At 66.1% G+C, this 26,995-nt stretch carries 23 protein-coding genes; 15 read left to right on the forward strand and 8 right to left on the reverse strand.

The genetic code is table 11. From position 1 onward, the window contains the following. Positions 1-163: 163 nt before the first annotated feature. A complete protein-coding gene (gene yoaA / locus HV766_RS23650; protein WP_054450791.1) occupies positions 164-2,260 on the forward strand; it encodes a DNA repair helicase YoaA in 2,097 nt (698 codons plus the stop codon). A gap of 69 nt (positions 2,261-2,329) precedes the next feature. On the opposite strand, the gene HV766_RS23655 is transcribed toward yoaA, so the two are convergent. After that, entirely contained in the window at positions 2,330-3,541 is a 1,212-nt protein-coding gene (locus HV766_RS23655; RefSeq protein WP_054450793.1) for an MFS transporter, read from the reverse strand. A gap of 85 nt (positions 3,542-3,626) precedes the next feature. Here HV766_RS23655 and HV766_RS23660 point away from each other — a divergent pair, with 85 nt between their 5' ends. Further along, a complete protein-coding gene (locus HV766_RS23660) occupies positions 3,627-4,568 on the forward strand; it encodes a GlxA family transcriptional regulator (protein WP_054450795.1) in 942 nt (313 codons plus the stop codon). A gap of 48 nt (positions 4,569-4,616) precedes the next feature. On the opposite strand, the gene HV766_RS23665 is transcribed toward HV766_RS23660, so the two are convergent. Beyond that, a complete protein-coding gene (locus tag HV766_RS23665; protein ID WP_233564578.1) occupies positions 4,617-5,375 on the reverse strand; it encodes an outer membrane protein assembly factor BamD in 759 nt (252 codons plus the stop codon). A 137-nt stretch (positions 5,376-5,512) separates the two neighbouring features. On the opposite strand from HV766_RS23665, the gene HV766_RS23670 reads away from it, so the two are divergent. The 11 genes from HV766_RS23670 to HV766_RS23720 all read left to right on the forward strand — a co-directional run bounded on the left by HV766_RS23670 (position 5,513) and on the right by HV766_RS23720 (position 16,043). Then, on the forward strand, positions 5,513-6,511 hold the full coding sequence (locus HV766_RS23670; protein ID WP_054450799.1) for an RluA family pseudouridine synthase: 999 nt from the start codon (positions 5,513-5,515) through the stop codon (positions 6,509-6,511). Continuing rightward, positions 6,499-7,263, forward strand: coding sequence for a peptidoglycan editing factor PgeF (gene pgeF / locus HV766_RS23675; RefSeq protein WP_054450801.1), 765 nt, complete (start codon positions 6,499-6,501; stop codon positions 7,261-7,263). Before HV766_RS23670 ends, pgeF begins: the two co-directional genes overlap by 13 nt. A gap of 124 nt (positions 7,264-7,387) precedes the next feature. Continuing rightward, positions 7,388-9,022 (forward strand): class I poly(R)-hydroxyalkanoic acid synthase, encoded by a 1,635-nt coding sequence (gene phaC, locus HV766_RS23680; RefSeq protein ID WP_054450803.1) that lies wholly within the window; start codon positions 7,388-7,390, stop codon positions 9,020-9,022. Positions 9,023-9,099: 77 nt separating this feature from the next. After that, a complete protein-coding gene (phbB, locus tag HV766_RS23685; RefSeq protein ID WP_054450805.1) occupies positions 9,100-9,837 on the forward strand; it encodes an acetoacetyl-CoA reductase in 738 nt (245 codons plus the stop codon). A 117-nt stretch (positions 9,838-9,954) separates the two neighbouring features. Beyond that, positions 9,955-10,521, forward strand: a complete 567-nt coding sequence (gene phaR / locus HV766_RS23690) for a polyhydroxyalkanoate synthesis repressor PhaR (protein ID WP_042792481.1) — start codon at positions 9,955-9,957, stop codon at positions 10,519-10,521. Between the two features lie 201 nt (positions 10,522-10,722). After that, a complete protein-coding gene (locus HV766_RS23695; protein ID WP_415823444.1) occupies positions 10,723-11,733 on the forward strand; it encodes a linear amide C-N hydrolase in 1,011 nt (336 codons plus the stop codon). Between the two features lie 165 nt (positions 11,734-11,898). Further along, a complete protein-coding gene (locus HV766_RS23700) occupies positions 11,899-12,435 on the forward strand; it encodes an iron transporter (protein WP_013392347.1) in 537 nt (178 codons plus the stop codon). 2 nt (positions 12,436-12,437) lie between these two features. Further along, positions 12,438-12,791 carry a cupredoxin domain-containing protein gene (locus HV766_RS23705; protein ID WP_054450809.1) on the forward strand — a complete coding sequence of 118 codons (354 nt, stop codon included), beginning with the start codon at positions 12,438-12,440 and terminating at the stop codon, positions 12,789-12,791. A 13-nt stretch (positions 12,792-12,804) separates the two neighbouring features. Then, a complete protein-coding gene (locus tag HV766_RS23710) occupies positions 12,805-13,656 on the forward strand; it encodes an FTR1 family iron permease (protein ID WP_054450811.1) in 852 nt (283 codons plus the stop codon). Positions 13,657-13,694: 38 nt separating this feature from the next. Beyond that, positions 13,695-15,092 (forward strand): 4Fe-4S binding protein, encoded by a 1,398-nt coding sequence (locus tag HV766_RS23715; protein WP_175164111.1) that lies wholly within the window; start codon positions 13,695-13,697, stop codon positions 15,090-15,092. Between the two features lie 78 nt (positions 15,093-15,170). Beyond that, positions 15,171-16,043, forward strand: coding sequence for a PhzF family phenazine biosynthesis protein (locus tag HV766_RS23720; protein ID WP_175181950.1), 873 nt, complete (start codon positions 15,171-15,173; stop codon positions 16,041-16,043). A 103-nt stretch (positions 16,044-16,146) separates the two neighbouring features. Here the strand turns inward: HV766_RS23720 and HV766_RS23725 are convergent, their stop codons facing one another. The 5 genes from HV766_RS23725 to cphA (HV766_RS23745) all read right to left on the reverse strand — a co-directional run bounded on the left by HV766_RS23725 (position 16,147) and on the right by cphA (HV766_RS23745) (position 22,790). After that, positions 16,147-16,485: a BON domain-containing protein gene (locus tag HV766_RS23725; protein WP_013392352.1), complete on the reverse strand. Its 339-nt coding sequence runs from the start codon at positions 16,483-16,485 to the stop codon at positions 16,147-16,149. A gap of 69 nt (positions 16,486-16,554) precedes the next feature. Beyond that, positions 16,555-16,719, reverse strand: coding sequence for a DUF1328 domain-containing protein (locus HV766_RS23730; protein ID WP_006389411.1), 165 nt, complete (start codon positions 16,717-16,719; stop codon positions 16,555-16,557). Positions 16,720-16,746: 27 nt separating this feature from the next. Continuing rightward, positions 16,747-16,947 (reverse strand): CsbD family protein, encoded by a 201-nt coding sequence (locus tag HV766_RS23735; RefSeq protein ID WP_006389412.1) that lies wholly within the window; start codon positions 16,945-16,947, stop codon positions 16,747-16,749. 595 nt (positions 16,948-17,542) lie between these two features. Next, complete coding sequence (gene cphA, locus HV766_RS23740; RefSeq protein WP_175164107.1) at positions 17,543-20,113, reverse strand: cyanophycin synthetase; 2,571 nt, start codon at positions 20,111-20,113, stop codon at positions 17,543-17,545. A gap of 61 nt (positions 20,114-20,174) precedes the next feature. Then, the gene (gene cphA / locus HV766_RS23745) at positions 20,175-22,790 is read right to left on the reverse strand and encodes a cyanophycin synthetase (protein ID WP_054450818.1); all 2,616 of its coding nucleotides are present in this window, start codon (positions 22,788-22,790) and stop codon (positions 20,175-20,177) included. 262 nt (positions 22,791-23,052) lie between these two features. Between cphA (HV766_RS23745) and HV766_RS23750 the strand changes: the two genes are divergently transcribed. Further along, positions 23,053-25,338: a cyanophycin metabolism-associated ABC transporter gene (locus HV766_RS23750; protein ID WP_054450820.1), complete on the forward strand. Its 2,286-nt coding sequence runs from the start codon at positions 23,053-23,055 to the stop codon at positions 25,336-25,338. A gap of 21 nt (positions 25,339-25,359) precedes the next feature. Continuing rightward, on the forward strand, positions 25,360-25,830 hold the full coding sequence (locus HV766_RS23755) for a cyanophycin metabolism-associated DUF1854 family protein (protein WP_175181951.1): 471 nt from the start codon (positions 25,360-25,362) through the stop codon (positions 25,828-25,830). A gap of 3 nt (positions 25,831-25,833) precedes the next feature. Here HV766_RS23755 and HV766_RS23760 read toward each other — a convergent pair whose 3' ends face one another. Then, a complete protein-coding gene (locus HV766_RS23760; protein WP_175181952.1) occupies positions 25,834-26,970 on the reverse strand; it encodes a GNAT family N-acetyltransferase in 1,137 nt (378 codons plus the stop codon). Between the last annotated feature and the right edge of the window lie 25 nt (positions 26,971-26,995).

The following is a 26,995-nucleotide window of genomic DNA, read 5'->3' on the forward strand; positions in this document are numbered from 1 at the left end:
CCATAAGCCGCTGTTACAAAACGTGCCAGGGTGGACGGATATGTCCCCCTCGCGACGGCCTGGCGGCCAATCCGCGGCCCGGCAGCGGGTATCATTTGGTCCTTTCCCACCCAAGTGTCTGGCGCCCGAACCGCAACCGGCACCGGTTCACCGTTGACTCGCTATGCTGGACCTGGATATCTCCGAATTCTTCGACGCCGACGGGCCTTTGGCCACGGCTTTGCCCGGCTACAAGCCCCGGCCTTCACAGGTCGAACTCTCGCAGGCCATAGGGCAGGCCATCCAGGACCGCGCCACCTTGGTGGCGGAGGCAGGCACCGGCATCGGCAAAACCTGGGCCTATCTTGTACCCGCCTTCATCCAGGGCGGCAAGGTGCTGATTTCCACGGGTACGCGCACCCTGCAGGACCAGCTTTTCGCCCGTGACCTGCCGCGCGTGCGCGCGGCGTTGGCCGCGCCGGTGACGGCCGCGCTGCTCAAGGGCCGCGGCAACTACGTCTGTCATTACCACCTGGATCGCCTGCAGGGCGACGAGCGCGCGCTGAAGTCGCGCACCGAAATCCAGCAGTTGCGCCAGATCCAGGTGTTCGCGGGCATTTCCAAGACGGGCGACCGCGGCGACCTGGCGCAGGTACCGGAAGACGCCGACATCTGGCAGCGCGTGACCTCCACGCGCGAGAACTGCCTGGGCCAGGAATGCCCGCGCATCCGCGACTGCTTCGTGGTGAAGGCGCGCCGCCAGGCGCAGGAAGCCGACGTGGTGGTCGTGAACCATGCCCTGTTCATGGCCGACCTGGTGCTGCGCGAAGAGGGCGTGACCGACCTGCTGCCCGAAGCGGACACCGTGATCTTCGACGAAGCGCACCAGTTGCCGGACACGGCCACCCGCTTTCTGGGCAGCAGCGTGTCCACGCACCAGTTGCTGGATTTCGGCCGCGCGCTGGAAGCGGCCGGCCTGGCCTACGCGCGCGAAGCCGCCAAATGGAGCGACGTCAGCCGCCATGTGGAAACGGCGGCGCGCGAGCTGCGCCTGGTCTGTGCGCCGCTGGACCGTATGCCCGGCCGCAAGGCGACTTTCGAGGCCATCCCCAATCCCGAGGAATTCGACGAAGCGCTGTTGGCGCTGCGCGAGGCCGTGGACGGCGCGGCCAAGGCGCTGGGCGCGGTGGCCGAAAAGCACCCGGACCTGATGGCGGCCGCGCGCAGCGGCGCCGAGATTTCGGTGCGGCTGAAGCGCTGGGCCACGCCGGGCCGGGCGGGCGCAGACCATTCCGACGAAGGCTGGGGCCGCGACGACCAGGCGTCCGAACCCGTCGTGCAATCGGCGCTGGGCGACGGACTGCCCACGCCTGCCGCCATCCTGGAGGGCGCGGCCGCGGCGGAACAATGGACCGGCCCGGCGGTGCGCTGGGTCGAACACGGGCAGCACCACGTGCGCCTGCATTCGGCGCCGCTGTCGGTGGCCCAGGCTTTTTCCAAGTACCGCAAGCCGGGCCAGGCCTGGATCATGACCTCGGCCACGCTGTCCGTGAACGGCGAGTTCACGCACTTCACCAGCCAGCTGGGGCTGGAGAAGGCGCGCACGGGCAAATGGGAATCGCCCTTCGACTATCCCGAACAGGCCTTGCTGTTCGTGCCGCGCGGCATGCCCGAACCGCAATCGCCGCAGTTCCTCGACCGCTTCGTGCAGACCCTGCTGCCGCTGCTGGAGGCCAGCCCCGGCGGCACGCTGGTGCTGTGCACGACGCTGCGCGCGGTGGACAAGGTCGCCAACCTGCTGGCCGACGCCTTCGACGATGCCGGCCATGAATGGCCATTGCTCAAGCAGGGCGAGGGCACGCGCCGCGATCTGCTGGACCGCTTCTGCAAACTGGAGCATCCGGTGCTGGTGGGCAGCGCCAGTTTCTGGGAAGGCATAGACCTGCCCGGCGACGTGCTGACCCTGGTGGCGATCGACAAGCTGCCGTTCGCGCCGCCCGACGATCCGGTCATCGAGGCGCGCCTGCGCGCCTGCCGTGCGCATGGCGGCAATCCCTTTGCGGAATACCAACTGCCCGAAGCCGCGATCTCGCTCAAGCAGGGCGCGGGCCGTCTGATCCGTACGGAATCGGACTGGGGCGTGCTCATGGTGGGCGACGCGCGCCTGGTCGAAAAGCCTTATGGCAAGCGCCTGTGGCGCGGTCTGCCGCCGTTCGCGCGGACGCGCGAACTGGAAGAAGTACTGGCGTTCTACCGGCGCAAGCAGGAACCGCAGGACTAGCGGCCGTTCACGCCACAATCAGCCAGCCCTGGGGGCTGCCCGCGCCAGCGGGCGCCCCTGCCAGCCGCCTCAGGCCGCGACCCGTTCCGTCCGCCGCGACATCGCCCACCACCCGGTCATGACCGCGGCCAGGCCCACGATGGGCAGCATGGCGGCGTTCAACGTTTCCCAGCCCATGCGCGCGAGCGCCGGACCCGCGGCCAGCGTGGCCAGGGCGGTGGTGGCGTAGCGCAGCATTTCGGCGGCTCCTTGTACGCGCGCCCGTTCGGCGGGACGGTAGGACTGCGCCAGCAGCGTGGTGCCGCCGACGAACATGAAGTTCCAGCCCACGCCCAGGCAGAACAATGCCGCGTGGAAGGCCGTGAGCGAAGTCGATTGCATCGCGATCAGCGAGCAGGCCGCGTTCAACGCCATGCCCATGCCAAGCACGCGGGGCAGCCCCAGCCGGTTGATCAGCGCGCCGGCGAAGAAGGCCGGGGCGTACATGCCGATCAGGTGCCACTGCATGATGCTGGCGCCATCGGCGATGCTGTGCTGGCAGGCGACCGCGGCCAGCGGCGCGGCCGTCATGACAAACATCATCGACACCGAACCCACGACATTGTTGGCCAGGGCCGCCACGAAAATCGGCTGCCGCATGACCTCGCCCAAAGGACGGGCCGGCAGGCCTGCGGCCTGCGTGTCGGCGGGCTGGCCGCCTTCGCCTTCCTGATCGCGGTAGGCGATGAGCAGCAGCGCGCTGGCGGCTCCCAGCAGCGCCACCATCAGATAGGCGCCGGAAAAGATCGCGGCGGGGAAGATGTCCTTGGCCCAGGCCGCCAGCGCCGGCCCCGCGATGGCGGCGATGACGCCGCCCGTCAGGACCACGGATATGGCGCGGCTCTTGGCCTCGGCGGGTACCGCGTCGGCGGCGGCCAGGCGGTAGTACTGCGCAAACGCCTGGAACACGCCGACCAGCGCCGTGCCCAGGCAGAAGAGCCAGAAGTCGCTGGCGAACACCGCGGCCACGGAAATCAGCCCGCCGGCCGCGCCCGCCAGCGATCCCAGCATGAAGCCCGCACGGCGGCCGATGCGCTGCATGAGCAGCGATGCATACCAGGTGACCGCGGCGCCCGCCACGGTGATCAGCGCGAACGGCAGCGTGGCCAGGGCCGGATGCGGCGCCAGCATCTGGCCGGTCAGCGCCGTCAGGGTCAGGTCGATGGAGATCGCCGCGATGTACAGGCCCTGGCAGACGGCGAGGATGCGGGCATTGCGCAGGCCGCGCGTGGAGGAGGTCATGGCTGTGGGAGTCCGGAGGATTGACAGGCCCCACTCTAGCGCCGGAAACTATGGCAAGAATGACTATTTTCCCTCATTTCATGCCATGACCCATCGCGTCTGCATCCTGCCCGTACCCAACTTCCAGCTGCTCGACATGGCAGGCCCGCTGTCGGTCTTCCAGATCGCTGCCGAACTGGTGCCGGGCGCCTACGAAGTGGCCGTGGCGTCGGCCGAAGGCGGCCTGGTCCGCTGTTCGGCCGGCGTGCCCGTGCTGACGCGGCCCTGGCGCGGTCTGCGCGCCGACACCGTGCTGGTGCCGGGCGGCCAGGGCGCGCGCGAACCCCAGGCGGCCCCGGCCATGCTGGCCTATCTGCGCGCCGCGCATGCGCGCGGCCGGCGCGTGGCCAGCGTCTGCACCGGCGCGTTCGTGCTGGCGCAGGCCGGCATCCTGCAAGGGCGCCGCGTGACCACCCACTGGCGTCATGCCGCCGAACTGCAGCAGCGCCATCCCGCGCTTGCGGTGGAAGCGGACCGCATCTACGTCGAGGACCGCGCGGTCTGGACCTCGGCGGGCATCACGGCCGGCATCGACCTGGCGCTGGCCATGGTGCAGGCGGACCACGGCGAGGCGGTCGCCCGCGCCACCGCCCGCGAGATGGTGGTCTATCACCGGCGCACGGGAGGGCAGTCGCAGTTCTCTGCATTGCAGGACCTGGCGCCAGCCAGCGGACGCATGCGCGAGGTGCTGGCCCATGTGGGCCAGCACCTGGACGAAGTCCTGGACATCGAGCGCCTGGCCGGCGTGGCCTGCCTGAGTCCGCGCCAGTTCTGCCGCCAGTTCAAGCTGGAAACCGGGCAGACCCCGGCCAAGGCCGTGGAGCGCGTGCGCGCCGAGGCTGCGCGTGAACTGGTCGAGGAAGGCGAGGCCGGCATGGATGCCATCGCGCGCCGGGTGGGCTTCGGCGATACGGAGCGCATGCGCCGCGCCTTCATCCGCATCTACGGGCAGCCGCCGCAAGCGCTGCGGCGCGGCGCGCCGGCATGAAAAAGCCCCTACGTGGCAGGGGCTTTGCTTGGTGCGGCGGGCGTTACGTCAGTTGAACGGGTTCCACCAGCTCTTGTCGGCCTTCAGGCCCTTGGTCTTGAATTCGCTGTTGGGGAAGTTCTTGTCGTATACGCGCTGCGAGTCGTTCTTCAGTTCGGTCAGGCCGAGCTTGTCGTAGGACTCGACCATCAGATAGAGCGCTTCCTCGGTGGCGGGGGCGCCTTCGAAGTCGGTGATGACGGTCTGCGCACGGTTGGCCGCGGCCACGTAGGCGCCGCGCTCGTAGTAGTAGCGGGCGACGTGCACTTCGTTCATGGCGATGGTGTTGACCAGCCAGGCGACGCGCTTCTCGGCATCCACCGTGTACTTGCTGTCCGGGTAGCGCTTGATCAGCTCGTTGAACGCGTCGTAGGACGCGCGCAGGCCCTTGGGATCGCGCTCGGCGGGATCCTGGCCGGTGATGCTGCTCATGAAGGCGCTGGCCGGGGTGAAGTTGATCAGGCCCTTCAGGTAAAGGGCGTAGTCGGTGCCGGGGTGATTGGGGTAGAGCTGCTGGAAGCGGTCGATGGCGGCCAGGGCCTGCTCGTTTTCGCCGTCCTTCCAGTTGACGTAGGCAAGCTCAAGCAGGGCTTGCTGGGCGTAGACGCCGAAGGGGTAGCGGCTTTCGATCGCGGTCAGGCGTTCGCGCGCTTCTTTCCAGCCGCCCGAGGCCATTTCCGCCTTGGCGTCTGCGTAGAGCTGTTCGGCGCTCCAGTTGGTGGTCTTGTCGTACTTGCTGTTGCTCGAGCCGCAACCGGCGATGACCATCACGGCGAGCAGCGCGATAACCACGCGCAAGACCGGCCCGCTTCGGGAGGCGGGATTCGAGGGAGCTGCGGAGTGGTGAATCACGAGAATCGTATCCTTGGTGTTAGCATGCAAGGCTGATTATATGATTTGTCTCCATGTCTGATACAGCCTCCGGCGCGGATCTCGTTTCCGACGACGAACTCCTGGGTATTTCCGAAGAAAACCCGCAGGGGGAACCGCAATTTGTAACAGTGCCTTCCGGCACGCGCGCCGACCGGTTGGACAAGGTGCTCGCGGGGCTGATGCCCGAGCATTCCCGCAGCCGGCTGCAGGGCTGGATCGAGGCCGGCAACGTCCACGTGAACGGCAAGCCCGGCAAGATCCGCCAGACGGTCGGACCCGACGACGAACTCACCGTCTGGCCCCAGCCCGCGCCCGAAACCCTGGCCTTCGCGCCCGAACCCGTGGAGTTCGCGGTCGTGGCCGAAAGCCCCGACTGGATCGTGGTGAACAAGCCCGCCGGCCTGGTGACGCATCCTGGCGCCGGCAACTGGAGCGGCACGCTGCTCAATGGCCTGCTGTACCGCTATCCCGAACTGGCGCAGGTGGCGCGCGCCGGCATCGTGCACCGCCTGGACAAGGACACCTCCGGCCTGATGGTCGTGGCGCGCAACGAAACCGCCCAGACCCACCTGGTGCGCCAATTGCAGGCGCGCAGCATGGGCCGCGAGTACGTGGCGCTGGTCCACGGCTGGCTGGCCGCGGCCGGCAAGGTCGATCGTCCCATCGGCCGCGATGCGCGCGTGCCGGTCCGCATGAGCGTGGAGCGCCCGGTGGCGCCCAAGCCCGCCATCACCCATTACATGCCCGCCCGCCGCGGCGAGGCGGATCCCGGCGGCCGCGTCACCGAAGTGGTGTGCCGCCTGGAAACCGGCCGCACCCATCAGATCCGCGTGCACATGGCCAGCCTGGGGCATCCGCTGCTGGCCGATACCATCTACGGCGGCAAGAACATTGCGGGCGCGCAGCGGCAGATGCTGCATGCGCGCGCGCTGCATTTCGAAGATCCGGGCGGTCGCGGCGAAGTCGACTTCACCGCGGCCGTGCCTCCCGACATGAGCTTGGTCCAGGAAGAGATTGCATGGAACGCGTAGTGGCAGGCTTGCCGGTGGTGACGGGCCCGCAATGGCCGGGCGTGAACTACTTCTGCACGACCCGGGCAGGGGGCGTGGGCGTCGCGCCGCACGACACCTTGAATCTGGGCCGCCGCGCCGGGGACGATCCGGACACGGTGACTGAGAACCGGCGCCGCGTGCGCGCTGCGCTGCCGGCCGAACCCCTGTGGCTGCGTCAGGTCCATGGCAGCGTAGTGGTGGATGCCGATCAGGCCGACCTGCCGGACGAGCCGGCGGTCGACGCCAGCGTCACGGCGCAGCCCGGCCGCGTGCTGGCCGTGATGGTTGCCGATTGCCTGCCCGTGGTCATCGCCGATGCGCAAGGCACGGTGCTGGGCGCGGCGCATGCCGGCTGGCGCGGCCTGTCGGGCGGCGTGCTGGAGAACACGCTCGCGGCCATGCGCGCCAAGGCGCCGCAGGCCTCGGGCTGGCGCGCCTGGGTCGGCCCCGGCATCGGCCCGCAGGCGTTCGAGGTCGGGCAGGACGTACTGGACGCGTTCACCAAGGACGATCCGGCAACCCTGCGCTACTTCACGCCGCGGCCGGGCATTTCCGGAAAATGGCTGGCCGACCTCGCCGGATTGGCTGATTTCCGCCTGCGCCGCGCCGGAGTACAAGAAGTGTCCTTGAGCGGGATGTGCACGGTGGCCGGGGCGGACCGGTTCTTTTCGTACCGCCGCGACGGCGAAACCGGACGCATGGCTTTGCTGGCCTGGCTAGGCCCGGTTTGATCTGGCGCAAGGCCCGCAGCCGGCCTTGCGTCATACCCTGTCAGGCCTCCTTGTATACCCGCATTGACAGTCCCGGACCCGGAATGCAACATCAATCGCGTAGTTTCGATAACAAGGTGTCGAAGTGAATGCCAATCTCTCCGCAGGGCCCATTCCGGTGAGCGTGGCACCGGAAGTCCTGGCCGACATTCAGGCCGAATTCTCCCGCGAGTGGCAGCGCCTTTGCGATGACGCCCGCCGTGGCGCGCTTGCGCCGCCGCCAGACCGCCGTTTTTCGGGTGATGCCTGGGCCTCCAATCATTCGCACCTGCTGCTGGCGCATACCTATCTGCTGTCGGCCCGCGCCATGTCGCGCATGGTCGACGCGGCCCAGGTCAGCGAGCCCATGCGCGATCGCCTGCGCTTTTCCATCATGCAATGGGTCGACGCGCTGTCGCCGTCGAACTTCCTGGCGTTGAACCCGGATGCCCAGCAATCCATCGTCGAAAGCGCCGGACGCGCGCTCAACGAAGGGCTGGCCAATCTGCTGGGGGACGTCAAGAAAGGCCGCATCACGCAGACCGACGAATCGCAGTTCGAGATCGGCCGCAACGTCGCCGTGACGCCGGGCGAAGTGGTGTTTGAAAACCGGTTGTTCCAGCTCATCCAGTACGCGCCGTCGACCGCCACCGTGCACGAACGGCCGCTGGTCATCGTTCCGCCGAACATCAACAAGTTCTACATCCTGGACCTGCAGCCCGAAAATTCCTTCGTGCGGCACGCGGTGGACCAGGGCTATACGGTATTCCTGATTTCCTGGCGCAATCCGGTGTCCAGCGACACCGATGGCGTGGACCGCGCGACTTGGTCCGATTATCTGGACGACGCGGTGCTGCAGGCGCTGCGCGTGGCCAGCGACATCACCAAACAGCCGCAGGTCAATGCGCTGGGCTTCTGCGTGGGCGGCACGATGCTGGCTTCCGCGCTGGCCCTGGCCGAGGCGCGCGGCGAGCATCCGGTCGCGTCGCTGACCCTGTTGACCTCGCTGCTGGATTTCCACGATACCGGCATCCTCAACGTCTTCGTCGACGAAGCGCACGCGCTGCTGCGCGACCACCAGTTGGGGCAGGGCGGACTGATGCCCGGGCGCGATCTCGCCACCACGTTCTCGTTCCTGCGGCCCAACGAGCTGGTCTGGAACTATGTGGTCGGCAACTACCTGAAAGGCCAGAAGCCGCCCGCGTTCGACCTGCTGTTCTGGAATGGCGACAGCACCAATCTGCCCGGCCCGTTCTTCTCCTGGTATTTCCGCAATACCTATCTGGAGAACAACCTCAAGGTGCCGGGCCGCGCGCAGGCCGCGGGCCTGCCGCTGGACCTGACGCGCCTGGAAATGCCTGCGTACATCTTCGGGTCACGCGAGGACCATATCGTGCCCTGGGTTTCGGCGTATGCGTCGACCCAGGTGCTGCGCGGACCGCAGCGCTTCGTGCTGGGGGCGTCCGGCCACATCGCCGGCGTGGTGAACCCTCCGGCGAAGAAGCGCCGCAGCTACTGGGCGGCTGACAAGCTTGAACAGTCAGGCCATCATCTGCCTGGCGACCCGAACACCTGGTTCGCGCAAGCGGTCGAGACGCCGGGCAGCTGGTGGCCCGATTGGGCCGGCTGGCTGTCGGGCCATTCCGGCAAGCAGGTCAAGGCGCGTGAAAAATTGGGCAATGCCAAGTACCGGCCGATAGAGCCGGCGCCTGGCAGATATGTGAAAGTCCGGGCAGCCTGAAGCCGCGACCAGCGGTTAGGCCCAGACGAGAAGAAGGTTAATCAACGAGGCGTCCGTCGCACACAGGAGGAAGTCCAATGAGCGGAAAACTGGCTTACGTTACAGGCGGGATGGGCGGTATCGGCACCTCTATTTGCCAGCGCTTGGCCAAGGATGGCTTTCGCGTGGTGGCAGGTTGCGGCCCTAGCCGCAACTACCAGCAGTGGCTGGATGAGCAGGCAGCGCAGGGCTACACGTTCTACGCGTCCGTGGGCAACGTGTCCGATTGGGACTCCACGGTAGAAGCCTTCGAACGGGTCACGAAGGAGCTGGGCCCGGTCGACGTGCTGGTCAACAACGCGGGCATCACCCGCGATGGCCTGTTCCGCAAGATGAGCGCGGACGATTGGCGCGCGGTCATCGACACCAACCTGAACAGCTTGTTCAATGTGACCAAACAGGTGATCGACGGCATGGTCGAACGCCAGTGGGGGCGCATCATCAACATCAGCTCGGTGAACGGGCAGAAAGGCCAGTTCGGCCAGACGAACTATTCGACCGCCAAGGCCGGCATCCATGGCTTCACCATGGCGTTGGCCCAGGAAGTCGCCAGCAAGGGCGTCACCGTCAACACGATTTCGCCCGGCTACATCGGCACCGACATGGTCCGCGCCATCCGTCCCGACGTGCTGGAAAAGATCGTCGCCACCATCCCGGTGCGCCGCCTTGGCACGCCGGAAGAAATCGCGTCCATGACGTCGTGGTTGGCCTCGGACGAGTCCGGCTTTTCGACGGGCGCGGACTTCTCGCTCAATGGCGGCCTGCACATGGGCTGACCCATCGCGGGCCGCCAGCGGGCGGCCCGTCGGCGCCGGAGGGCCTCGGGGAGAGGGCCCTCCGGATTACACTAACCCTATCCGAAGCCTTAGAGATCGCCCGATCCGGGGACAACCATGACGCAAGCACAAACCGGCGCCAGCCTGCGCCTGATTAAAAAGTACCCCAACCGTCGCCTGTACGACACCCGGACCAGCACCTACATCACCCTGGCAGATGTCAAGCAACTGGTCCTGGCAAACGAAGAATTCCAGGTCGTCGATGCCAAGAGCAGCGAAGACCTGACGCGCAGCATCCTGCTGCAGATCATCCTTGAAGAGGAAAGCGGCGGCATGCCCATGTTCTCCTCGAACATGCTGTCGCAGATCATCCGTTTCTATGGCCATGCCATGCAGGGCATCATGGGTTCCTACCTGGAAAAGAACATCCAGGCCTTCATGGAAATCCAGCAGCGCATGGCGGAGCAATCCAAGGGCCTGTACGGCAGCCAGTTCGGCCCCGAGGCCTGGGCCCAGTTCATGAACGTGCAGACGCCCATGCTGCAGAACATGATGAACAACTACATCGACCAGAGCAAGAATCTGTTCGTGCAGATGCAGGACCAGATGCAGGATCAGACCCGCGCCATGTTCTCGACCTTCCCGTTCACGCCTGGCGGCACGCAAGGTCCCGGCCGCAAGTAATGGCGGGGCCGTGCCTGGCGCGGCCTCATCGATCAGCACCCCAAAAGCCGGACAGAGATCTGGTTCTTGGGGTGTTTTTTCATCACCGCGTGCAGGTTCTGCTCGCGCGGCAAGCAAGCACAGATACCTCGGAGAGCAAGCATGAGACTGAACAAGGCGTTTTCCCGCCTGGCCTGCGCGGCACTGGCAGGCTTGACGGCCATGTCCGCGTCGCCCGCCGCTTGGGCTTGCACACGCGTGGTCTTCCATGGCGCCAACCAGCAGGTGGTTACCGCACGCTCCATGGACTGGAAGAACGACATCACCAGCAACCTGTGGGTATTGCCGCGCGGCATGGCGCGCAGCGGCGAGGCCGGCCCGAACTCCCTGCGCTGGACTTCGCGCTACGGCAGCGTGGTCACGTCCGGCTATGACGTCTCCACCACCGATGGCGTGAACGAGGCGGGCCTGAGCGCCAATCTGCTGTGGCTGGCCGAATCGCAGTACCCGCAATTCGATGCGAAGAGCAAGCCCGGCCTGACCATCGCGGCGTGGGCGCAATACGTGCTGGACAACTACGCCACCGTCAAGGAGGCCGTGGCGGCGCTGGAGCAGGAACCCTACACCATCGTCTCGGACAACGTGCCGGGCGAGGACCGCCTGACGACGCTGCACCTGTCGATCTCGGACGCCAGCGGCGACAGCGCCATCATCGAATACATCGGCGGACGCCAGGTGATCCACCATAGCCGCGACTACCAGGTGATGACCAACTCGCCTCAGTTCGAGCAGCAGCTTGCGCTCGATGCCTACTGGCAGCAGATCGGCGGCACCACCATGCTGCCGGGCACCAACCGCGCAGCCGACCGTTTCGTGCGCGCATCGTTCTACATCAACGCCATCCCCAAGGATCCCGATCCCAACAAGGCGCTGGCCAGCGTCTTCAGCGTGATACGCAACGTCTCCGTACCCTATGGCATCAGCACGCCCGGACAACCCAATCTCTCGTCCACCCGCTGGCGCACAGTCTTCGACCACCAGCGCAAGCTGTACTTCTTCGAATCGGCCCTGACGCCCAACACGTTCTGGGTGGACCTGAAGGCCCTGGACTTCAGTCCGGAAACCGGCAAGGTGCTGAAGCTGGACCTGGGGCCGGATCAGCGCCACACGTTTGCGGGCGACGCCACGCGCGACTTCCAGCCCGCGGCGCCGTTCAAGTTTCTCGGGCTCTGAAAAAAGGTCAGGGCCTTTTTCGCCGCTTGATCAAACGCAATGATCCGCAGATTTTCCTGATCCGAGGTTCAGGGTTCTGTCAGTTGATTTGGTTACATTAATGAAAACGGTTCTTGTTTGTATTTTAGGAGCCGTCGTCTCATTTGTGTCTCAAGGATTATGCACATGATCAAGAAAGCCTTGGCCCTGGCCATTGTCGCCCTGAGCGTTTCCGCCGCGAACGCGGCCGAATACCCCATCGGCAAACCGGTGGAAAAGGGCGGCATGGAAATCGGCGCGGTGTATCTGCAGCCGATCGAAATGGACCCCCCGGGCATGATGCGCCCGGCCAAGGATTCGGATGTGCACCTTGAGGCCGACATTCACGCCACCGCCGGCAACAAGACGGGCTTCCCCGAAGGCGAGTGGGTGCCTTACCTGGTCGTGAAGTACGAAATCCAGAAGGTCGGCAGCCAGAACGTGCAGAAGGGCACCTTCATGCCGATGGTCGCCAACGACGGTCCGCACTACGGCGAGAACGTCAAGCTGGAAGGTCCGGGCAAGTACAAGCTGAAGTACTCCATCCTGCCGCCGACCGCGGACAAGATGAGTCACTTCGGCCGTCACGTCGACAAGGAAACCGGCGTGGGGCCGTGGTTCGAGCCCTTCGACCTCGAATATGAATTCGTCTACGCCGGCACCGGCAAGAAGGGCGGTTACTGATCGTGCGCAGCCTGCTTCGCGTTGCCGCCGCATTGCTGATCGGCCTGGCCGGCCTGGCCGGCGGGGCGCCCGCGCAGGCTGACGAACTACCCACGTTCACGCTGACCTTCAAGCCGAACGGTACGTTCGAGCCCGCCACGCTGGAAGTGCCGGCGGGCCGCTTCAAGATCGAGCTCATCAACGAGAGCAACGAGCCGGTGGAATTCGAAAGCATTCCGCTGCGCAAGGAAAAAGTCCTGGGGCCGGGTGTGAAGTCTTTCGTGGTGATCACCATTTCCCGCCCCGGCGAGTATCCATTTTTTGATGACTTTCACCAGAGCGTGAAAGGCACCTTGGTCGTCAAACCCAAGGAATAAGCGGTAGCAATATATGGAACAGGTCCTCTTTATCGTCTGGCGTGAAAGCGTCGAAGCCATGCTGGTGGTGGGCATACTCTACACCTGGCTGCGCTCCACGCCGGAGGGCAAACGCGGCCTGAACTACCTGTGGGGTGGCGTAGCGGCAGGCCTGGCGCTGGCCGTGGCACTGGCGCTGGTGCTGCTGGGCGTCTCCTCCTGGCTCAGCGACGAAGGCCAGGAATGGTTCCAGGCCATCATGTCGCTGGCCGCGTGCGCGCTGGTGGTGCAGATGGTCGTGTGGATGAAGAAGCACGGCCGCACGCTCAAGGGCGAACTCGAAGGCGGAGCCCGCGCTTCCGTCGCCAGCGACAACTGGTGGGGCCTGTTCGTGCTGGTGGCCATTGCCGTGGCGCGCGAAGGCAGCGAAACCGTGGTGTTCCTGTACGGCACCGTGTCGGCGGGCGAGGGCGGCAGCGACATGCTGATGCTGGCGCTGGCTGGCGTGGCCGGTTTTGTGGTGGCGTTGCTGACGTTCTGGCTGTTGCAATTGGGCGGCAAGCTCATCACCTGGCGCCGCTTCTTCCGCGTGACCGAAATCCTGTTGCTGCTGTTGGCCGGCTCGCTGCTGGTGGGCGGCCTGGATCACCTGATTTCGCTGGACGTGCTGCCGACCATCGTGGATCCGGTCTGGGACAGCTCGTGGCTCTTGAGCGACAGCACCGGCGTGGGCAAGGTCCTGGCCGACTTCGCCGGCTACCGCGCGCTGCCTGCGTTGATCTCGGTGCTGTTGTGGGTGGCTTACTGGATCATTGTGTGGGCGCTGCTGCGCTGGGTGGGGAGCAAGCCGGCAGGCGCTGCCACCGCCGCCCGCAGCGCCACCTGAACCGACTGTTGCCGGACTGAATATTTGAAGGTTTGACCATGGCAGCTGCACTCGGGAGGGCGACCTCCCGTATCGCCGACTTTCTCCGTGACCATGCCCCGCTGTTGCGCAAGCTGCAGTGGGGCATTGTTGCGATATACGCGTTCCTTTTGATCGTGCCCGCGATCCTGCCCTTGCCGGACAACGCGGCCTCGGTCTTCAACAATCTGACCATCGTCGCTCAGTTCGCGTTCTGGGGCGTGTGGTGGCCGTTCGTGCTGATTTCCATGCCCATCCTGGGCCGGGCCTGGTGCGGCTGGCTCTGTCCCGAGGGCATGCTGACCGAATGGGCCAGCGAGCGCGGCCAGGGCCATGCGATTCCGAAATGGATGCGTTGGGGCGGCTGGCCTTTCGTCGCGTTCGCGTTGACGACCGTCTACGGTCAACTGGTCAGCGTCTACCAATATCCGCTGGCGGTGCTGGCGGTGTTGGGCGGGTCCACGGTGGCGGCCATGATCGTCGGCTGGCGCTACGGCCGCAGTAAGCGCGTGTGGTGCAAGTACCTGTGCCCGGTCAACGGCGTCTTCAACCTGTTGGCCAAGCTGGCTCCCTGGCACTTCAAGGTCGACGAAGAGAAGTGGCGTCATCCTGTCATCCGCATCGAGCCCATCAACTGTGCGCCGCTGGTACCGCTGCGCCACATGAAGGGCGCGGGCGACTGCCATGTCTGCGGACGCTGCAGCGGCTATCGCGGTGCGATCGAGCTGACGCCGCGTTCGCCCGAAGAAGAAATCGTGCATGTCACCCATGGCGATCCATGGCAGACGGCGCTGCTGTGCTTCGGCCTGATGGGCATCGCGATCGGCGCCTTCCTCTGGAGCGCCAGCCCCTGGTACGTGACCGCCAAGCAATGGGCCGCGACCTGGCTGGTCGAACACGACATCATGTGGCCGCTGCTGGACAACGCGCCCTGGTTCATCCTGACGCATTACCCGGAAGTGAACGACAGCTTCTCGTGGCTGGACGGCGCCGGCATCCTGATGTTCGTCGTCGGCGCCACGATCTGTGTCGGCGGCGCTTCCTTCCTGTCGTTGTGGATCGCCGACCGCCTGGCGCCCGCCGCGCCGGTGGAAGGCGAACCCGCGACGCGCTGGGGCCGTCCTGGCCTGCACAAACTGGCGCAGGCCCTGATTCCTTCCGCCGGCATCGGCGTGTTCCTGGGCCTGTCGGCCACCACCGTAAATCTGCTCAAGCACGAAGGGATGCAGGCCGCCTGGGCCGCGCCGGTGCGGTTCACGCTGCTAAGCCTGGCGGTGCTGTGGACGCTGCGCCTGTATGCGCGCCTGCTCAAGCCGCGCGCGGCAAGCGGTTGGCGCAAGGGGCTGGCCTGGCTGGTGCTGGCAGCCGGCCTGGCGCCGTTCTGCCTGGCATGGGTGTTGTTCTTCGCGGTCTGGTAGTCCGGGCCCGAGGCTTGCGATAAAGTAGGGAACGCGCCGGCTCAAGCCGGCGCAATGTTTTCAACTATCGCTACCGCCATGGCCACCTACGCTTTCCGCCTGCTCAACGTTTTCGCTTCCTCCACCTTCAGCGGCAACCAGCTCTGCGTGTTCGAAGACGCGCGCGGCATGGACGACGTCACCATGCTGAATCTGGCGGCGCAATTCAATCTGTCCGAAACGACCTTCATCCTGCCCTCCGACAAGGCGGCAGCGCGCGTGCGCATCTTCACGCCGGGCTTCGAGATGAAGTTCGCGGGCCATCCCACCATAGGCACCTCGCAGGTCGTGCGTGACTTGCGGCAGACGGGCGATGCATTGACCCTGGAGTTCGCTGCCGGCGTGGTGCCGGTGACGGCGCGCGGCGATGCCTGGACCTTTACCGCGCCGTGCCCGGATGGCGTGCGCACCGCCGCGCCCGAGCTGGAGCGAGGCGAAATCGCCAGCCTGCTGGGTCTGGATGCGAGCGATCTGCTGGACGATCCGATCTGGCTGGACACCGGCGCCGATCAACTGCTGGTGCCGCTGGCCAGCGTGGACGCGGTACGCCGCGTTGCGCCCGATGCCTCGCGGCTGGACCGTTGGCAGGCCAACAGCCTGGGCCGCAAGGTCATGTATGCCTACGCTTTCGACGACAGCCGCCAGCAGGATGGGCGCCAGGTGGTGGTCGCGCGCTATTTCTACGCCAAGGCGGGCGGCGGCGTGAACGAAGACGCCGGCACGGGTTCGGCCTGCGCCAATCTGGGCGGCTGGCTTTTGCATCAAAAGCGACCCTTGCCCGCCAGCATCCTGGTGGAGCAGGGCGACCAGATGGGCAGGCCCTGCCGGTTGTTGCTGGACGTCCAGGCCGATGGCCGGATCCAGGTGGGCGGACGCGCCCTGGAGATAGGCCGGGGCGTAGTGGACGTCTGATCAGGACCGCCGCGCGGGACGCGGCGCAAAAGCAAGGCGGCGCCTGTGTCGGACACAGGCGCCGCCTTGTTTTCAAGACCGGGCCGAAGCGGCCCGGTCGGGCTTACTTCTTGTTCTTGGCCGGGTCGACCTTGATGTTGTTCATCACCTGCTTGACGCCTTCGACGCCGCGCGCCACGGTGGCGGCATGATCGGCTTCGGCTGCGGTGCCGACGGTACCCGTCAGCTTGGTGACGCCCGCATTGGTCTCCACGGCGATGTCCAGCGCGCTCAGCTGCTTGTCGGCCACGATGGCAGCCTTGACCTTGGTGGTCACGGTGGCGTCGGACGCGTACTCACCCACGGACTGTTTCGGCTTGCCGTCATCGGCGGCAAAAGCCATGGAAGTGAAGACGGCGCCCGTGCCCAGTGCAGCGGCGGCGATCAGCTTGCGGAATTCCATAGTCATGCTCCTTGTTAGTGGTTCAGCGCGTCGGGACGCGAGGATTGTGTGGTGTCTTGGGTCCGAGTTCTATTTTTTGCGGAAAGCGCCGCCGAGGATGGACAGCAGCGCCAGTACCAGGAAGACGAAGAACAGGATCTTGGCGATGCCGGCAGCGCCGGCGGCGATGCCGCCGAAGCCCAGGACAGCCGCGATGATGGCGATGACGAAGAAAACTACGGCGTAGTGCAACATGTCAGCTTCTCCTGGTGGTTTATCGGATCAAGGATTGCGGTCGAAGAAGTCGCGGACTTCTTTTTCAGCTTGTTCCTTGGTCTTGCCATAACGCTCCTGGATCAGGCCCGCCAGACGTTCGGCGTTGCCTTCGGTGCGGGTCAGCTCGTCGTCGGTGAGCTCACCCCAGGCGGCCTTGGCCTTGCCCGTCAGTTGCTTCCATTTGCCAGCGATGATGTCGTTGTTCATGGTGACCTCTCCTGTTGCTAGCGGCATCCGGTTTGCGGCCTGTAAACCGGGTTGTCGCGGTTGAGTGGGACACTGATCAGCTAGGGCCTGCCGGTTCAAGAAGTTGCCGTGCAGGCCATGTACTTACCGTACGAGCCTGCGGCATGGCCGTCAAACCTGGCTGTGGGCAAATGTAACGGCCTGGCGGCGGCAAAATGGCCTGGTTTCCGGCGGGAGGAGATTGCAGGCGCACTAGGTGCCGCAGTTACATTCCGGCAATGTCTTGTCCCCTTTTGAGGGAGGCTGGTAACTGGATCTGCAAGTCTGGATGCGGGCATGCGCGCTTGGCTTGCCGACGCGCGCGCCGGTATAGTGTCCGCGGAACCCGCAAGCAGGTTCGGCCACAGAATATGGAAAGAGGAACTCGCATGACGCAACGACTTTGCCGCGCTATCTTGCTGACGCTGACCGCGATGGCCGCGCTCGGATGCACGCACGTGACGGACCGTTATCAGGCCGCTGCGCCTGTGGTGTCGTCCAGCAGCTGATCGGCGCGCGCCGAAGCAAACGGGGCGCCCTTGGGCGCCCCGTTTGCACTTCAGGAACCGCGTACGGCTCAGGCTTGCGCGATGCGGCGCGCGATGTGATCCAGCGCCTCTTCGACCTGGTCGACCAGGATCAGGCACAGGTCGCCTGCGCCCAGGCGCGCTAGCGCAGTGTCGATGGCGAGAAACTCGCCGTGGATCTCTTCGACGTGCTTGCTGCGCGTGGCGTTGGCCAGGCCTTGTTGCAGCAGGGCCAACACTTCGCCGTCGGCGCGGCCGCGCTGGCATTGGTCCTGGTAAAGCAGCACGTCGTCGAAGGCTTCGCCGAGGATCTCGGTCTGCATCCGGATGTCTTCGTCGCGCCGGTCGCCCGCGCCGCTGATGACCACGGAACGGCGCTTGGCCGGCATGGCGTCCACCGCGCGCACCAGGGCCAGGATGGCATCGGGATTGTGGCCGTAGTCGGCGATCACCGTGGCGCCGCGGTAGTCAAACACGTTGAAGCGTCCGGGCGCTGTCTGGGCGTCGTTGACGAAGCTGGCCAGGCCGCGGCGGATGATGTCCGTGTCCAGACCCAGCGCCCAGGCCGCGGCGATTGACGCCATGGCGTTTTCCACCTGGAAGGTGATCGTGCCGTTGCGCGTGAGCGGAATGGCGGCCAGCGGGTAGCGGGTTTCTTCGCCGCCCTGCGCGGTGACGATGGAGTCGCCGTCGCGGTACACGCAGCGCAGGCCTTGCGCGCGATGCGTGGCCAGCACGGGATGATTGCGGTCTTCGGCGAAGTAGGTGATGGAACCCGGGCAGCTCGCCGCCATTTCAGCCACGATGGGATCGGCCGCGTTCAGCACCGCGGTGCCGCTGGGGTGCACGTGCTGCACGATCACGCGCTTGACCACGGCCAGGTCCTCGACCGTGCTGATGTAGCCCAGGCCCAGGTGGTCGCCCATGCCGATGTTGGTGACGATGGCCACGTTGCAGCGGTCGAAGGCCAGGCCTTCGCGCAGGATGCCGCCGCGCGCGGTTTCGAACACGGCCGCGTCGACGTCCGGGTGCATGAGCACGCTGCGGGCGCTGCGCGGGCCGCTGCAATCGCCGGTGTCGATGCGCAGGTTGTCGACGTAGACGCCGTCGGAATTCGTCATGCCGACGCGGTTGCCGGCGACGCCCAGGATGTGGGCGGTCAGGCGCACGGTGGTGGTCTTGCCGTTGGTGCCGGCCACGGCCACGACCGGGATGCGGCCGTCGTCGCCGTCCGCGTACATGTTGGCGATGATGGCCTCGCCCACGGCGCGGCCCTTGCCGAAGGACGGATTCAAGTGCATGCGCAGGCCGGGGGCGGCGTTCACTTCCACCACGCCGCCGTTCTGGTCTTCAAGCGGGTAGAGCACGCTTTCGGCGACCACGTCCACACCGCAGATGTCCAGCCCGATCATGCGGGCCGCCGACACCGCGCGCGCGGCCATTTCCGGATGCACTTCGTCGGTCACGTCGGTGGCCGAGCCGCCGGTGCTCAGGTTGGCGTTGTTGCGCAGGAAGATCAGGGTGCCGGACGGCGGCACGGAGTCGGCCTCGAAACCCTGCTTCTTGAGAGTCGCCAGGGCAATGTCGTCGAAGCGGATCTTGGTCAGCGAGGTCGCGTGGCCGTCGCCGCGCAGCGGGTCGGCGTTGACCTGGTCCACCAGTTGGCGGATGGTCTGCACCCCGTCGCCCGTGACCTGCGGCGGGTCGCGGCGCGAGGCCGCGACCAGTGCGCCGCCGACCACCAGCAGGCGGAAGTCGTGGCCGGGGATGTAGCGCTCGACGATGACCTCGGAGCTGATTTCCTCGGCCACTTCAAAGGCCTGGATCACGCGCTCGCGGGATTCGATGTTGACGGCGACGCCGCGGCCCTGGCTGCCGTCGCGCGGCTTGACCACGACCGGGCCGCCCAGTTCCTCGGCGGCGGCCCAGGCTTCCTCGGCGGTGGTCACTGAACGGCCCATGGGCACCGGCACGCCGGCGGCGTCCAGCAGCATCTTGGTCAGGTCCTTGTCCTGCGCGATTGACTCGGAGATGGCGCTGGTCAGGTCGGTTTCGGCGGCCTGGATGCGGCGCTGCTTGCTGCCCCAGCCGAACTGCACCATGCTGCCCTGGGTCAGGCGGCGGTAGGGGATGTTGCGGGCGGTGGCGGCATTGACGATGGAGCCGGTGCTGGGCCCCAGGCGCACGTCTTCGTCCAGTTCGCGCAGGCGCTTCAAGGCGTCGGCGAGATCGAAGGGGGTGTCGTCCAGCGCGGCGCGCACCAGCACTTGCGCCAGTTCCATCGCCAGCTTGCCGACTTCTTCTTCGCTGTACTCGACCACCACCTGGAACACGCCAGGCTCGATGGTGGAGGCGGTGCGGCCGAACGTGACGGGGCAGCCGGCATGCGCCTGCATCGTCAGGGCCACGATCTGCAGCACGTGCGCGATGGAGACCGCGCCCTGATGGCCTTCCGGACGCAGCAGCCCGGTCTGCGGCAGGCGCGCGCGCAGGCGCGCTTCGAAATCAGGCAGGTTGTCGATGGAGCATTCGGCGTCGGCGCAGGAAACGATGGCCTCGATCGCGGTGTTCTTGCTCCACAGATTGGGGCCGCGCAGTGCTCGGATACGGGAAACTTCCATGGCAGGTATTCCTGTCTAGCTCACGCGCGCCCCGCTAGTGCGAGGGCGCGCGCAGATATTGTCAGTATTGCTGAATCCAGCGGCGGACCAGGTCGATGGTGGGGCCGGAGAAGGCTTCGTCGGACTGCAGCAGGACGAAGTCGCCTGCGGCGATGGCGTCGAGCTGGCTCTGGATGGCCTTGCCGTGGTCGGGTTCGTCCTGGATGTCCTTGACGCGGGAGCCTTGCGCCAGGCCCTGGCGCAACAGCGCGCGCGCCTCGCCTTCGGGACGCTTGCTGCGCACGGTCAGGTCGTCGTAGAGCACCACGCGGTCGAAGGCGTCGCCCAGCAGCTTGCCCTGTTCGATCAGGTCCGCGTCGCGGCGGTCGGCGCCGGCCGAGTAGACGGCGGCGCGCGTGGTCGACGGGAACTGGTCGATGGCGGCGATCAGGGGGCGCAACGCCGAGGCGTTGTGCACGTCGTCGACCACCACGGTGCTGCCGTTGCGTTCGAACAGCGTGAACTGCCAGGGAGCGTCGGCCTGGTCGATGTCGAAGGTCTCGATGCCGGCGCGGATCAGCTCCACGGGTATGTCCAGCGCCCAGGCCGCGCCCACCGCGGCCAGCACGTTCTCGACCTGGAAGGCCACGCGGCCGCCATGGGTCAGCGGGATCGAGGCCACCGTGGCCAGGCGCTCCTCGCGGGTGCCATGCGCCAGCACGATGCCGCCGTCGCGCACGAACACGGCGCGGCCGTCTTGTTGCAGGTGAGCGACGATGGCGGGCAGGGCGGGATCGATGCCGAAGAAGATCACGGCGCCGTCGGAGAGCTCGGCCATTTCCACCACGCGCGGATCGCGCGCGTTCAGCACGGTGGAGCCGCCGGGCAGCACCACGTCCACCTGCGTGCGGAACACGTTGAACATGCGCTCCGTTTCATTGATGTCGAAGTCGCCCAGGTGGTCGGCGTCGTCGATGTTGGTGACCACGCCAACCTGGCAGCGGTCGTAGGCCAGGCCTTGGCCCAGGATCACGCCGCTGTCGTTCTCGATGACGGCAGCATCCACGTTTCGGTTCATCAGCAGGCGCGTACCGGAAGCGAAATCGGCGCGGTCGCCCTTTTGCACCAGGCGGCGGTCCAGGTACAGGCCTTCACTGCAGGCCAGGCCGGTGCGCTTGCCGGACAGGCTCAGCAGGCGGGCCACCAGGCGCGCCACCACGGTTTTGCCGTTGGTGCCGGTAACGCCGACGATGGGGATGCGGCCCGCATCGCCTTCAGGGAACAGGTGGTCGACGATGGCGCGGCCGACCGGACGCGGCGTGCCGTCGGCAGGCTTCAGGTGCATCAGCAGGCCGGGGCCGGCGTTGACTTCGACGATGGCGCCGCGCTGTTCTTCCAGCGGGCGCGAGATGTCCTCGGCCACCAGGTCCACACCGGCGATGTCCAGGCCGACGATGCGCGCGGCCAGGGTCACGGTGGCGGCGATGCTGGGATGCACACGGTCGGTGACGTCGAAGGCGACGTTGCCGCTGCGTTGCACCAGCACGCGCTGGCCTTCGGGCGGAACGCTGTCTTCCGACAGGCCCTGGCGGGCGATTTCCAGCCGCGCGGCGGAATCGAGGCGCACCGGGTTCAGCGGGTGGTTCTCGGTGCGGCCGCGGCGCGGGTCGGTATTGATCTGGCTGTCGATGAGTTCGGTGATGGTGGACTTGCCGTCGCCCGTCACCCAGGCCGGTTCGCCGGCGGCGGCGGCCACCATGCGGTCCCCCACGACCAGCAGGCGGTGTTCGTTGCCCAGCACGAAGCGTTCGACGATGACGCCGCTGCCTTCGTCCACGGCCACGCGGTAGGCCGACACCACTTCCTCGCGCGTCGTCAGATTGGTGAACACGCCGCGGCCGTGGTTGCCGTCATAGGGCTTCACGACCACCGGCAGGCCGATGTCCTCGGCAGCTTCCCAGGCGTCGTCCTCGCTGCGTACGAGGCGGCCTTCGGGCACGGGCACGCCGCAGGTCGACAGCAGTTCCTTGGTCAGGTCCTTGTCGCGCGAAATGCCTTCGGCGATGGCGCTGGTGCGGTCGGTCTCGGCAGTCCAGATGCGGCGCTGGGCCGAGCCGTAGCCGAACTGCACGAGGTTGCCCTCGAACAGGCGGATGTAGGGAATGTCGCGGTCGTCGGCGGCATCCACGATGCAGGCGGTGCTGGGGCCGAGACAGTGCTTGTCGATCAGGCTGCGCAGCTTGGCGATGGCGGCGGGCACGTCGAAGGGGCGGTCTTCGATGCCGGCCATGACCAGGTCGCGGGCTTCGTTCAGGGCGGTGCGGGTGACCTGTTCCTGCCAGGCGCGCACGACGACCTTGTAGACGCCGCGGGTGGAGGTTTCCCGGGCCTTGCCGAAACCGCCGCGCAAGCCGGCCAGGTTCTGCAGTTCCAGGGTGACATGTTCAAGTATGTGGCCGGGCCAGGTGCCTTCTTTCAGGCGCGACAGGAAACCGCCCCGGACTCCCGGACTGCAGCGGTGCTCGATCAGCGTCGGCAGCCATTCGGTCAGGCGTTCGTAAAAGCCGGGAATGGTGTTGGAGGGATAATCCTCCAGTTCACCGATATCCACCCACGCTTCGAGTACCGGACGGTACGTCCAAATGTTCGGGCCGCGCAAAGCCACGACATCGAGAAATTCAATGTCTTTCTTTTTCATGTTTTAATTTACGAGAGAAGCAGGTTGGCACGCGCGGACGCCCCTATGCAAGACCGCGAATTTATTGGGGTTGCGCCTTTAGAATAATGCCAACGAGTGGGGGATCCCAGATATTCCTAATTAGAAAAATCGGCTGCTACTATACGACGCCTTCAAGGCGTGAAATCGTTATGTTGTAAGGAAGGGACACGTTTGCCGCCAGTCCTGGTTGCGAACCGGTTGCCGCCTAGTAGGGCAGAGTCCTGGCCCGGCATGCGTACCAATGAAAAAACCAAACCTGCTTTCCGGCCTTGCCGAAGCCTTTCCTGCCCGCTGGCGCGATGAAATCAGCGCCGAACTGGCGGACGGCGAAACCTTGTTGGCCTGGGTTGAAATAGACCTGGATCAGCGCCTGAAGTTCCGTCCGGGGCTTATCGCCGCCACCGACCGCCGGCTGTTGGCGCGCCATCCCGACGAACCGCGCTGGGAATCCTGGGCATATGGCCCCCAATTAAAGCTAAGCCTCACCGACCACGCTGGCGCCGCGCTGCTGGAATTGCACGACGACGGCTCCCGCCTGGGCGCGTGGCGTTTCACGCTGGCGCGCAATCCGGCCGCGTTGCGGCTGCTGGCGCAGTTCGAAACGCAGCAGGCCATCCGTTTGTCCGGCCATCAGGACGAGGATCTGGCGGAGCGCACCTGCACCGTCTGTAATAACGTCATCCCGGCGGGCGAGGAAGAATGCCCGACCTGCAACCAGGAACAGGCAGCGCCATCCACCACTTGGGCGCTGCTGCGCCTGTGGCGTTTCGCCCGCCCTTACCGCGGGCCGCTGCTGGCGGGTTTCGTGCTGACCCTGCTGGGCACCGCCGCCACCCTGGTGCCGCCGTACCTGACCATGCCGCTGATGGACGACGTGCTGATTCCGTTCCAGAACGGCGCGCCCATCGATTACGACAAGGTCCGCCTCTATCTGGGCGGGCTGCTGGCCTCGGCTTTCCTGGCCTGGGGGCTGGGCTGGGCCCGGACCTATATCCTGGCCTGGGTCAGCGAGCGCATCGGCGCGGACCTGCGCACCACCACCTATGAGCACCTGCAGCAGCTGTCGCTGGAGTATTTCGGCGGCAAGCGCACCGGGGATCTGATTTCCCGCATCGGCAGCGAAACCGACCGCATCTGCGTGTTCCTGTCGCTGCACTTGCTGGACTTCGCCAACGACATCCTGATGATCTGCATGACCGCGGTCATCCTGGTGTCCATCAACCCGTGGCTGGCGCTGGTCACGCTGGTGCCGCTGCCGTTCATCATCTGGATGATCCACGCGGTGCGCGACCGCCTGCGCCATGGCTTCGAAAAGGTCGATCGCATCTGGTCGGAGATCACGAACGTCCTGGCCGACACCATTCCGGGCATCCGCGTGGTCAAGGCTTTCGCGCAGGAAAAGCGTGAAGTCGCGCGCTTTCGCGAAGCCAACAACCGCAACCTGGAAGTCAACGACCGCGTGAACACCACCTGGTCGCTGTTCTCGCCCACCGTCACGCTGCTGACCGAAGTGGGCCTGCTGGTGGTGTGGATCTTCGGCATCTGGCAGGTGTCGCAGAAGCAGATCACCGTTGGCGTGCTGGCCGCCTTCCTGGCCTATATCGGGCGCTTCTACATGCGTCTGGATTCGATGAGCCGCATCGTCTCGGTCACGCAGAAAGCGGCGGCTGGCGCCAAGCGCATCTTCGACATCCTGGACCATGTCTCCAGCGTGCCGGAACCGCAGAATCCCGCCAAGCTGCCGCACATCAACGGCCGCATCGAGTTGCGCGACGTGGGCTTCCGCTACGGCAACCGCCAGGTCATCCGCGGCTTGAACCTGAACATCGCGCCGGGCGAGATGATCGGCCTGGTGGGCCACAGCGGCTCGGGCAAGAGCACGCTGATCAACCTGATCTGCCGCTTCTACGACGTATCCGAAGGGGCGGTGCTGGTGGACGGCGCCGATATCCGTTCGGTGCGCGTGGCGGACTACCGCCGCAACATCGGGTTGGTGCTGCAGGAGCCGTTCCTGTTCTTCGGCACCATCGCCGAGAACATTGCCTACGGCAAGCCGGACGCCACCCGTGACGAAATCGTGGCTGCGGCGCGCGCCGCGCATGCGCATGAATTCATCCTGCGGCTGCCGCACGGCTACGACTCGCTGGTCGGCGAACGTGGCCAGGCCTTGTCCGGCGGCGAACGCCAGCGCATCTCGATCGCGCGCGCGCTGCTGATCGATCCGCGCATCCTGATTCTGGACGAAGCCACCTCGTCGGTGGACACCACCACCGAAAAGGAAATCCAGAAGGCGCTGGACAACCTGGTGCGTGGCCGCACCACAATCGCCATCGCCCACCGTCTGAGCACGCTGCGCAAGGCGGACCGCCTGGTGGTGCTGGACCGCGGCCAGATCGTGGAGCAGGGCCCGCACGAAGAACTGATGGCCCGCGAGGGCGCCTACTACCGCCTGTACCAGGCGCAGGCGCGCCAGGCCGAGGCCGACGCGCAGGCGTCGGGCAGCGAAGACATGGCCGCCGTGGCCTGACGCGGAACCGGAATTATCGTCATGACCTTGCCGTCTTTTCAGCTGCGCCGCAATGCCTTCGGGCGCCTGGAGTTCCAGTCCGCCGATGGCCAGAACCACGAGGGCGTGCTGCCCGTGCGCGCCTTTCCCATCAGCGAACCGGGCCGCGGCCTGTCGCTCGTGACAGTGGACGGGCGCGAACTGCTCTGGATCGAGCACCTGTCCGATGTGCCGGCTCCGCAGCGCGAGTTGATCGAGGAAGAACTGGCAAGCCGGGAATTCATGCCCGAGATCCGCAAGCTGGCCAGCGTCTCCACTTTCGCCACCCCCAGCACCTGGCAGGTCGATACCGACCGCGGCCCCACCTCGTTCACGCTGCGCGGCGAAGAAGACATCCGCCGCCTGAGTCCGCAGACCCTGTTGATCGCCGACAGCCACGGCATCTTCTATCTGGTGCGCGACATCCAGTTGCTGGACAAGCACAGCCGCAAGCTGCTGGACCGCTTCCTCTAGCCCTCAGCCTTCCCGCGGCCGCTTGAACGGGGAGTGCGTTTCCAGTTCTCCCAGATAGTCCGTCACCGCCGCGGTTTCCTCGTCCAGGAAGTTTTGGATCGCGTCCGCGAAGCCGGGGTGCGCGACCCAGTGCGCCGACCAGGTGGGCGTGGGCAGCAGCCCGCGCGCCATCTTGTGTTCGCCTTGCGCGCCGCCCTCGAAGCGCGCGATGCCGTGGGCAATGCAATAGGCGATGGACTGCATGTAGCAGGTCTCGAAGTGCAGCCCCGGCACGTATTCGGTCGCGCCCCAGTAGCGCCCATACAGCGCGTCGCCGCCCGCCAGGTTGAGCGCGGCCGCCACCGGCCGGCCGTCGCGCTCTGCCAGGATCAGCACGAAGGCACCGGCCTGTTCGCGATACGCGCGGCGGAAGAATTCGTGGCTCAGGTAGGGTGGATTGCCATGGCTGAAGTAGGTGCGGCAATAGCATTCGTAGAAGAAGTCCAGCTCGACCGCGCCGATCTCGGCCCCGCGCAGCCAGCGGTACGACAGCCCGGCGGCCGCGACCTTCTTGCGGTCCTGGCGGATCTTCTTGCGCTTGTCGTGGCTCATCGTGGCCAGAAAGGCGTCGAAGTCCGCGTAGCCCGGATTGGTCCAGTGGAACTGCACGCTTTCGCGGATCATGAAGCCGGCCTCGCGCAGCGCGCGCATGTCGGCCTCGGCGGGGAACAGCAGGTGCAGCGAAGACACCTTGATCTCTTCGGCGAAGGCGACCAGCCCGCGCACCAGCGTGGCGCGATCCTCATCGTTGCCGGCCAGCAACCTGGGGCCGGTGACCGGCGTGAAGGGAATGGCCGACAGCAGCTTGGGGTAGTAGCGCAGCCCGTGGCGCTGGAAGGCGTCGGCCCAGGCGTAGTCGAATACATATTCGCCGCGCGAATGGGATTTCAGGTAGAGCGGCGCAGCAGCCGCCAGCGCATCGTCGCGCCACAGCGCCAGGTAATGCGGCGCCCATCCGGTCTGGGGCGCGGCGCAGCCGGTCTCGTGCAGCGCGCGCAGGAATGCATGGCGCAGAAAGGGCTGGTCGCCCGCCAGCGCGTCCCATTGCTGGGCGTCGATGCGGGACAGGTCGGTCTCTATGGTCAGGCGCAGGGAATCCATGGGTGAATGATAAAGTCTCCGTGTA

It is taken from the genome of Achromobacter aegrifaciens (assembly GCF_902859735.1).
Classification (GTDB): domain Bacteria; phylum Pseudomonadota; class Gammaproteobacteria; order Burkholderiales; family Burkholderiaceae_B; genus Achromobacter; species Achromobacter aegrifaciens.

What these genes read in the sequence shown, in the direction of transcription:
- HV766_RS23695 (WP_415823444.1), top strand. Translation starts at nt 10,723, where the DNA reads ATGTCCGCGTCGCCCGCCGCTTGGGCTTGCACACGCGTGGTCTTCCAT.
- HV766_RS23760 (WP_175181952.1), bottom strand. Translation starts at nt 26,970, where the DNA reads ATGGATTCCCTGCGCCTGACCATAGAGACCGACCTGTCCCGCATCGAC.
- HV766_RS23700 (WP_013392347.1), top strand. Translation starts at nt 11,899, where the DNA reads ATGATCAAGAAAGCCTTGGCCCTGGCCATTGTCGCCCTGAGCGTTTCC.
- HV766_RS23660 (WP_054450795.1), top strand. Translation starts at nt 3,627, where the DNA reads ATGACCCATCGCGTCTGCATCCTGCCCGTACCCAACTTCCAGCTGCTC.
- HV766_RS23710 (WP_054450811.1), top strand. Translation starts at nt 12,805, where the DNA reads ATGGAACAGGTCCTCTTTATCGTCTGGCGTGAAAGCGTCGAAGCCATG.
- HV766_RS23720 (WP_175181950.1), top strand. Translation starts at nt 15,171, where the DNA reads ATGGCCACCTACGCTTTCCGCCTGCTCAACGTTTTCGCTTCCTCCACC.
- HV766_RS23665 (WP_233564578.1), bottom strand. Translation starts at nt 5,375, where the DNA reads ATGGTCATCGCCGGTTGCGGCTCGAGCAACAGCAAGTACGACAAGACC.
- HV766_RS23715 (WP_175164111.1), top strand. Translation starts at nt 13,695, where the DNA reads ATGGCAGCTGCACTCGGGAGGGCGACCTCCCGTATCGCCGACTTTCTC.
- phbB (WP_054450805.1), top strand. Translation starts at nt 9,100, where the DNA reads ATGAGCGGAAAACTGGCTTACGTTACAGGCGGGATGGGCGGTATCGGC.
- pgeF (WP_054450801.1), top strand. Translation starts at nt 6,499, where the DNA reads ATGGAACGCGTAGTGGCAGGCTTGCCGGTGGTGACGGGCCCGCAATGG.
- cphA (WP_175164107.1), bottom strand. Translation starts at nt 20,113, where the DNA reads ATGGAAGTTTCCCGTATCCGAGCACTGCGCGGCCCCAATCTGTGGAGC.
- HV766_RS23755 (WP_175181951.1), top strand. Translation starts at nt 25,360, where the DNA reads ATGACCTTGCCGTCTTTTCAGCTGCGCCGCAATGCCTTCGGGCGCCTG.
- HV766_RS23750 (WP_054450820.1), top strand. Translation starts at nt 23,053, where the DNA reads ATGAAAAAACCAAACCTGCTTTCCGGCCTTGCCGAAGCCTTTCCTGCC.
- HV766_RS23735 (WP_006389412.1), bottom strand. Translation starts at nt 16,947, where the DNA reads ATGAACAACGACATCATCGCTGGCAAATGGAAGCAACTGACGGGCAAG.
- HV766_RS23725 (WP_013392352.1), bottom strand. Translation starts at nt 16,485, where the DNA reads ATGGAATTCCGCAAGCTGATCGCCGCCGCTGCACTGGGCACGGGCGCC.
- HV766_RS23655 (WP_054450793.1), bottom strand. Translation starts at nt 3,541, where the DNA reads ATGACCTCCTCCACGCGCGGCCTGCGCAATGCCCGCATCCTCGCCGTC.
- HV766_RS23730 (WP_006389411.1), bottom strand. Translation starts at nt 16,719, where the DNA reads ATGTTGCACTACGCCGTAGTTTTCTTCGTCATCGCCATCATCGCGGCT.
- phaR (WP_042792481.1), top strand. Translation starts at nt 9,955, where the DNA reads ATGACGCAAGCACAAACCGGCGCCAGCCTGCGCCTGATTAAAAAGTAC.
- yoaA (WP_054450791.1), top strand. Translation starts at nt 164, where the DNA reads ATGCTGGACCTGGATATCTCCGAATTCTTCGACGCCGACGGGCCTTTG.
- cphA (WP_054450818.1), bottom strand. Translation starts at nt 22,790, where the DNA reads ATGAAAAAGAAAGACATTGAATTTCTCGATGTCGTGGCTTTGCGCGGC.
- HV766_RS23670 (WP_054450799.1), top strand. Translation starts at nt 5,513, where the DNA reads ATGTCTGATACAGCCTCCGGCGCGGATCTCGTTTCCGACGACGAACTC.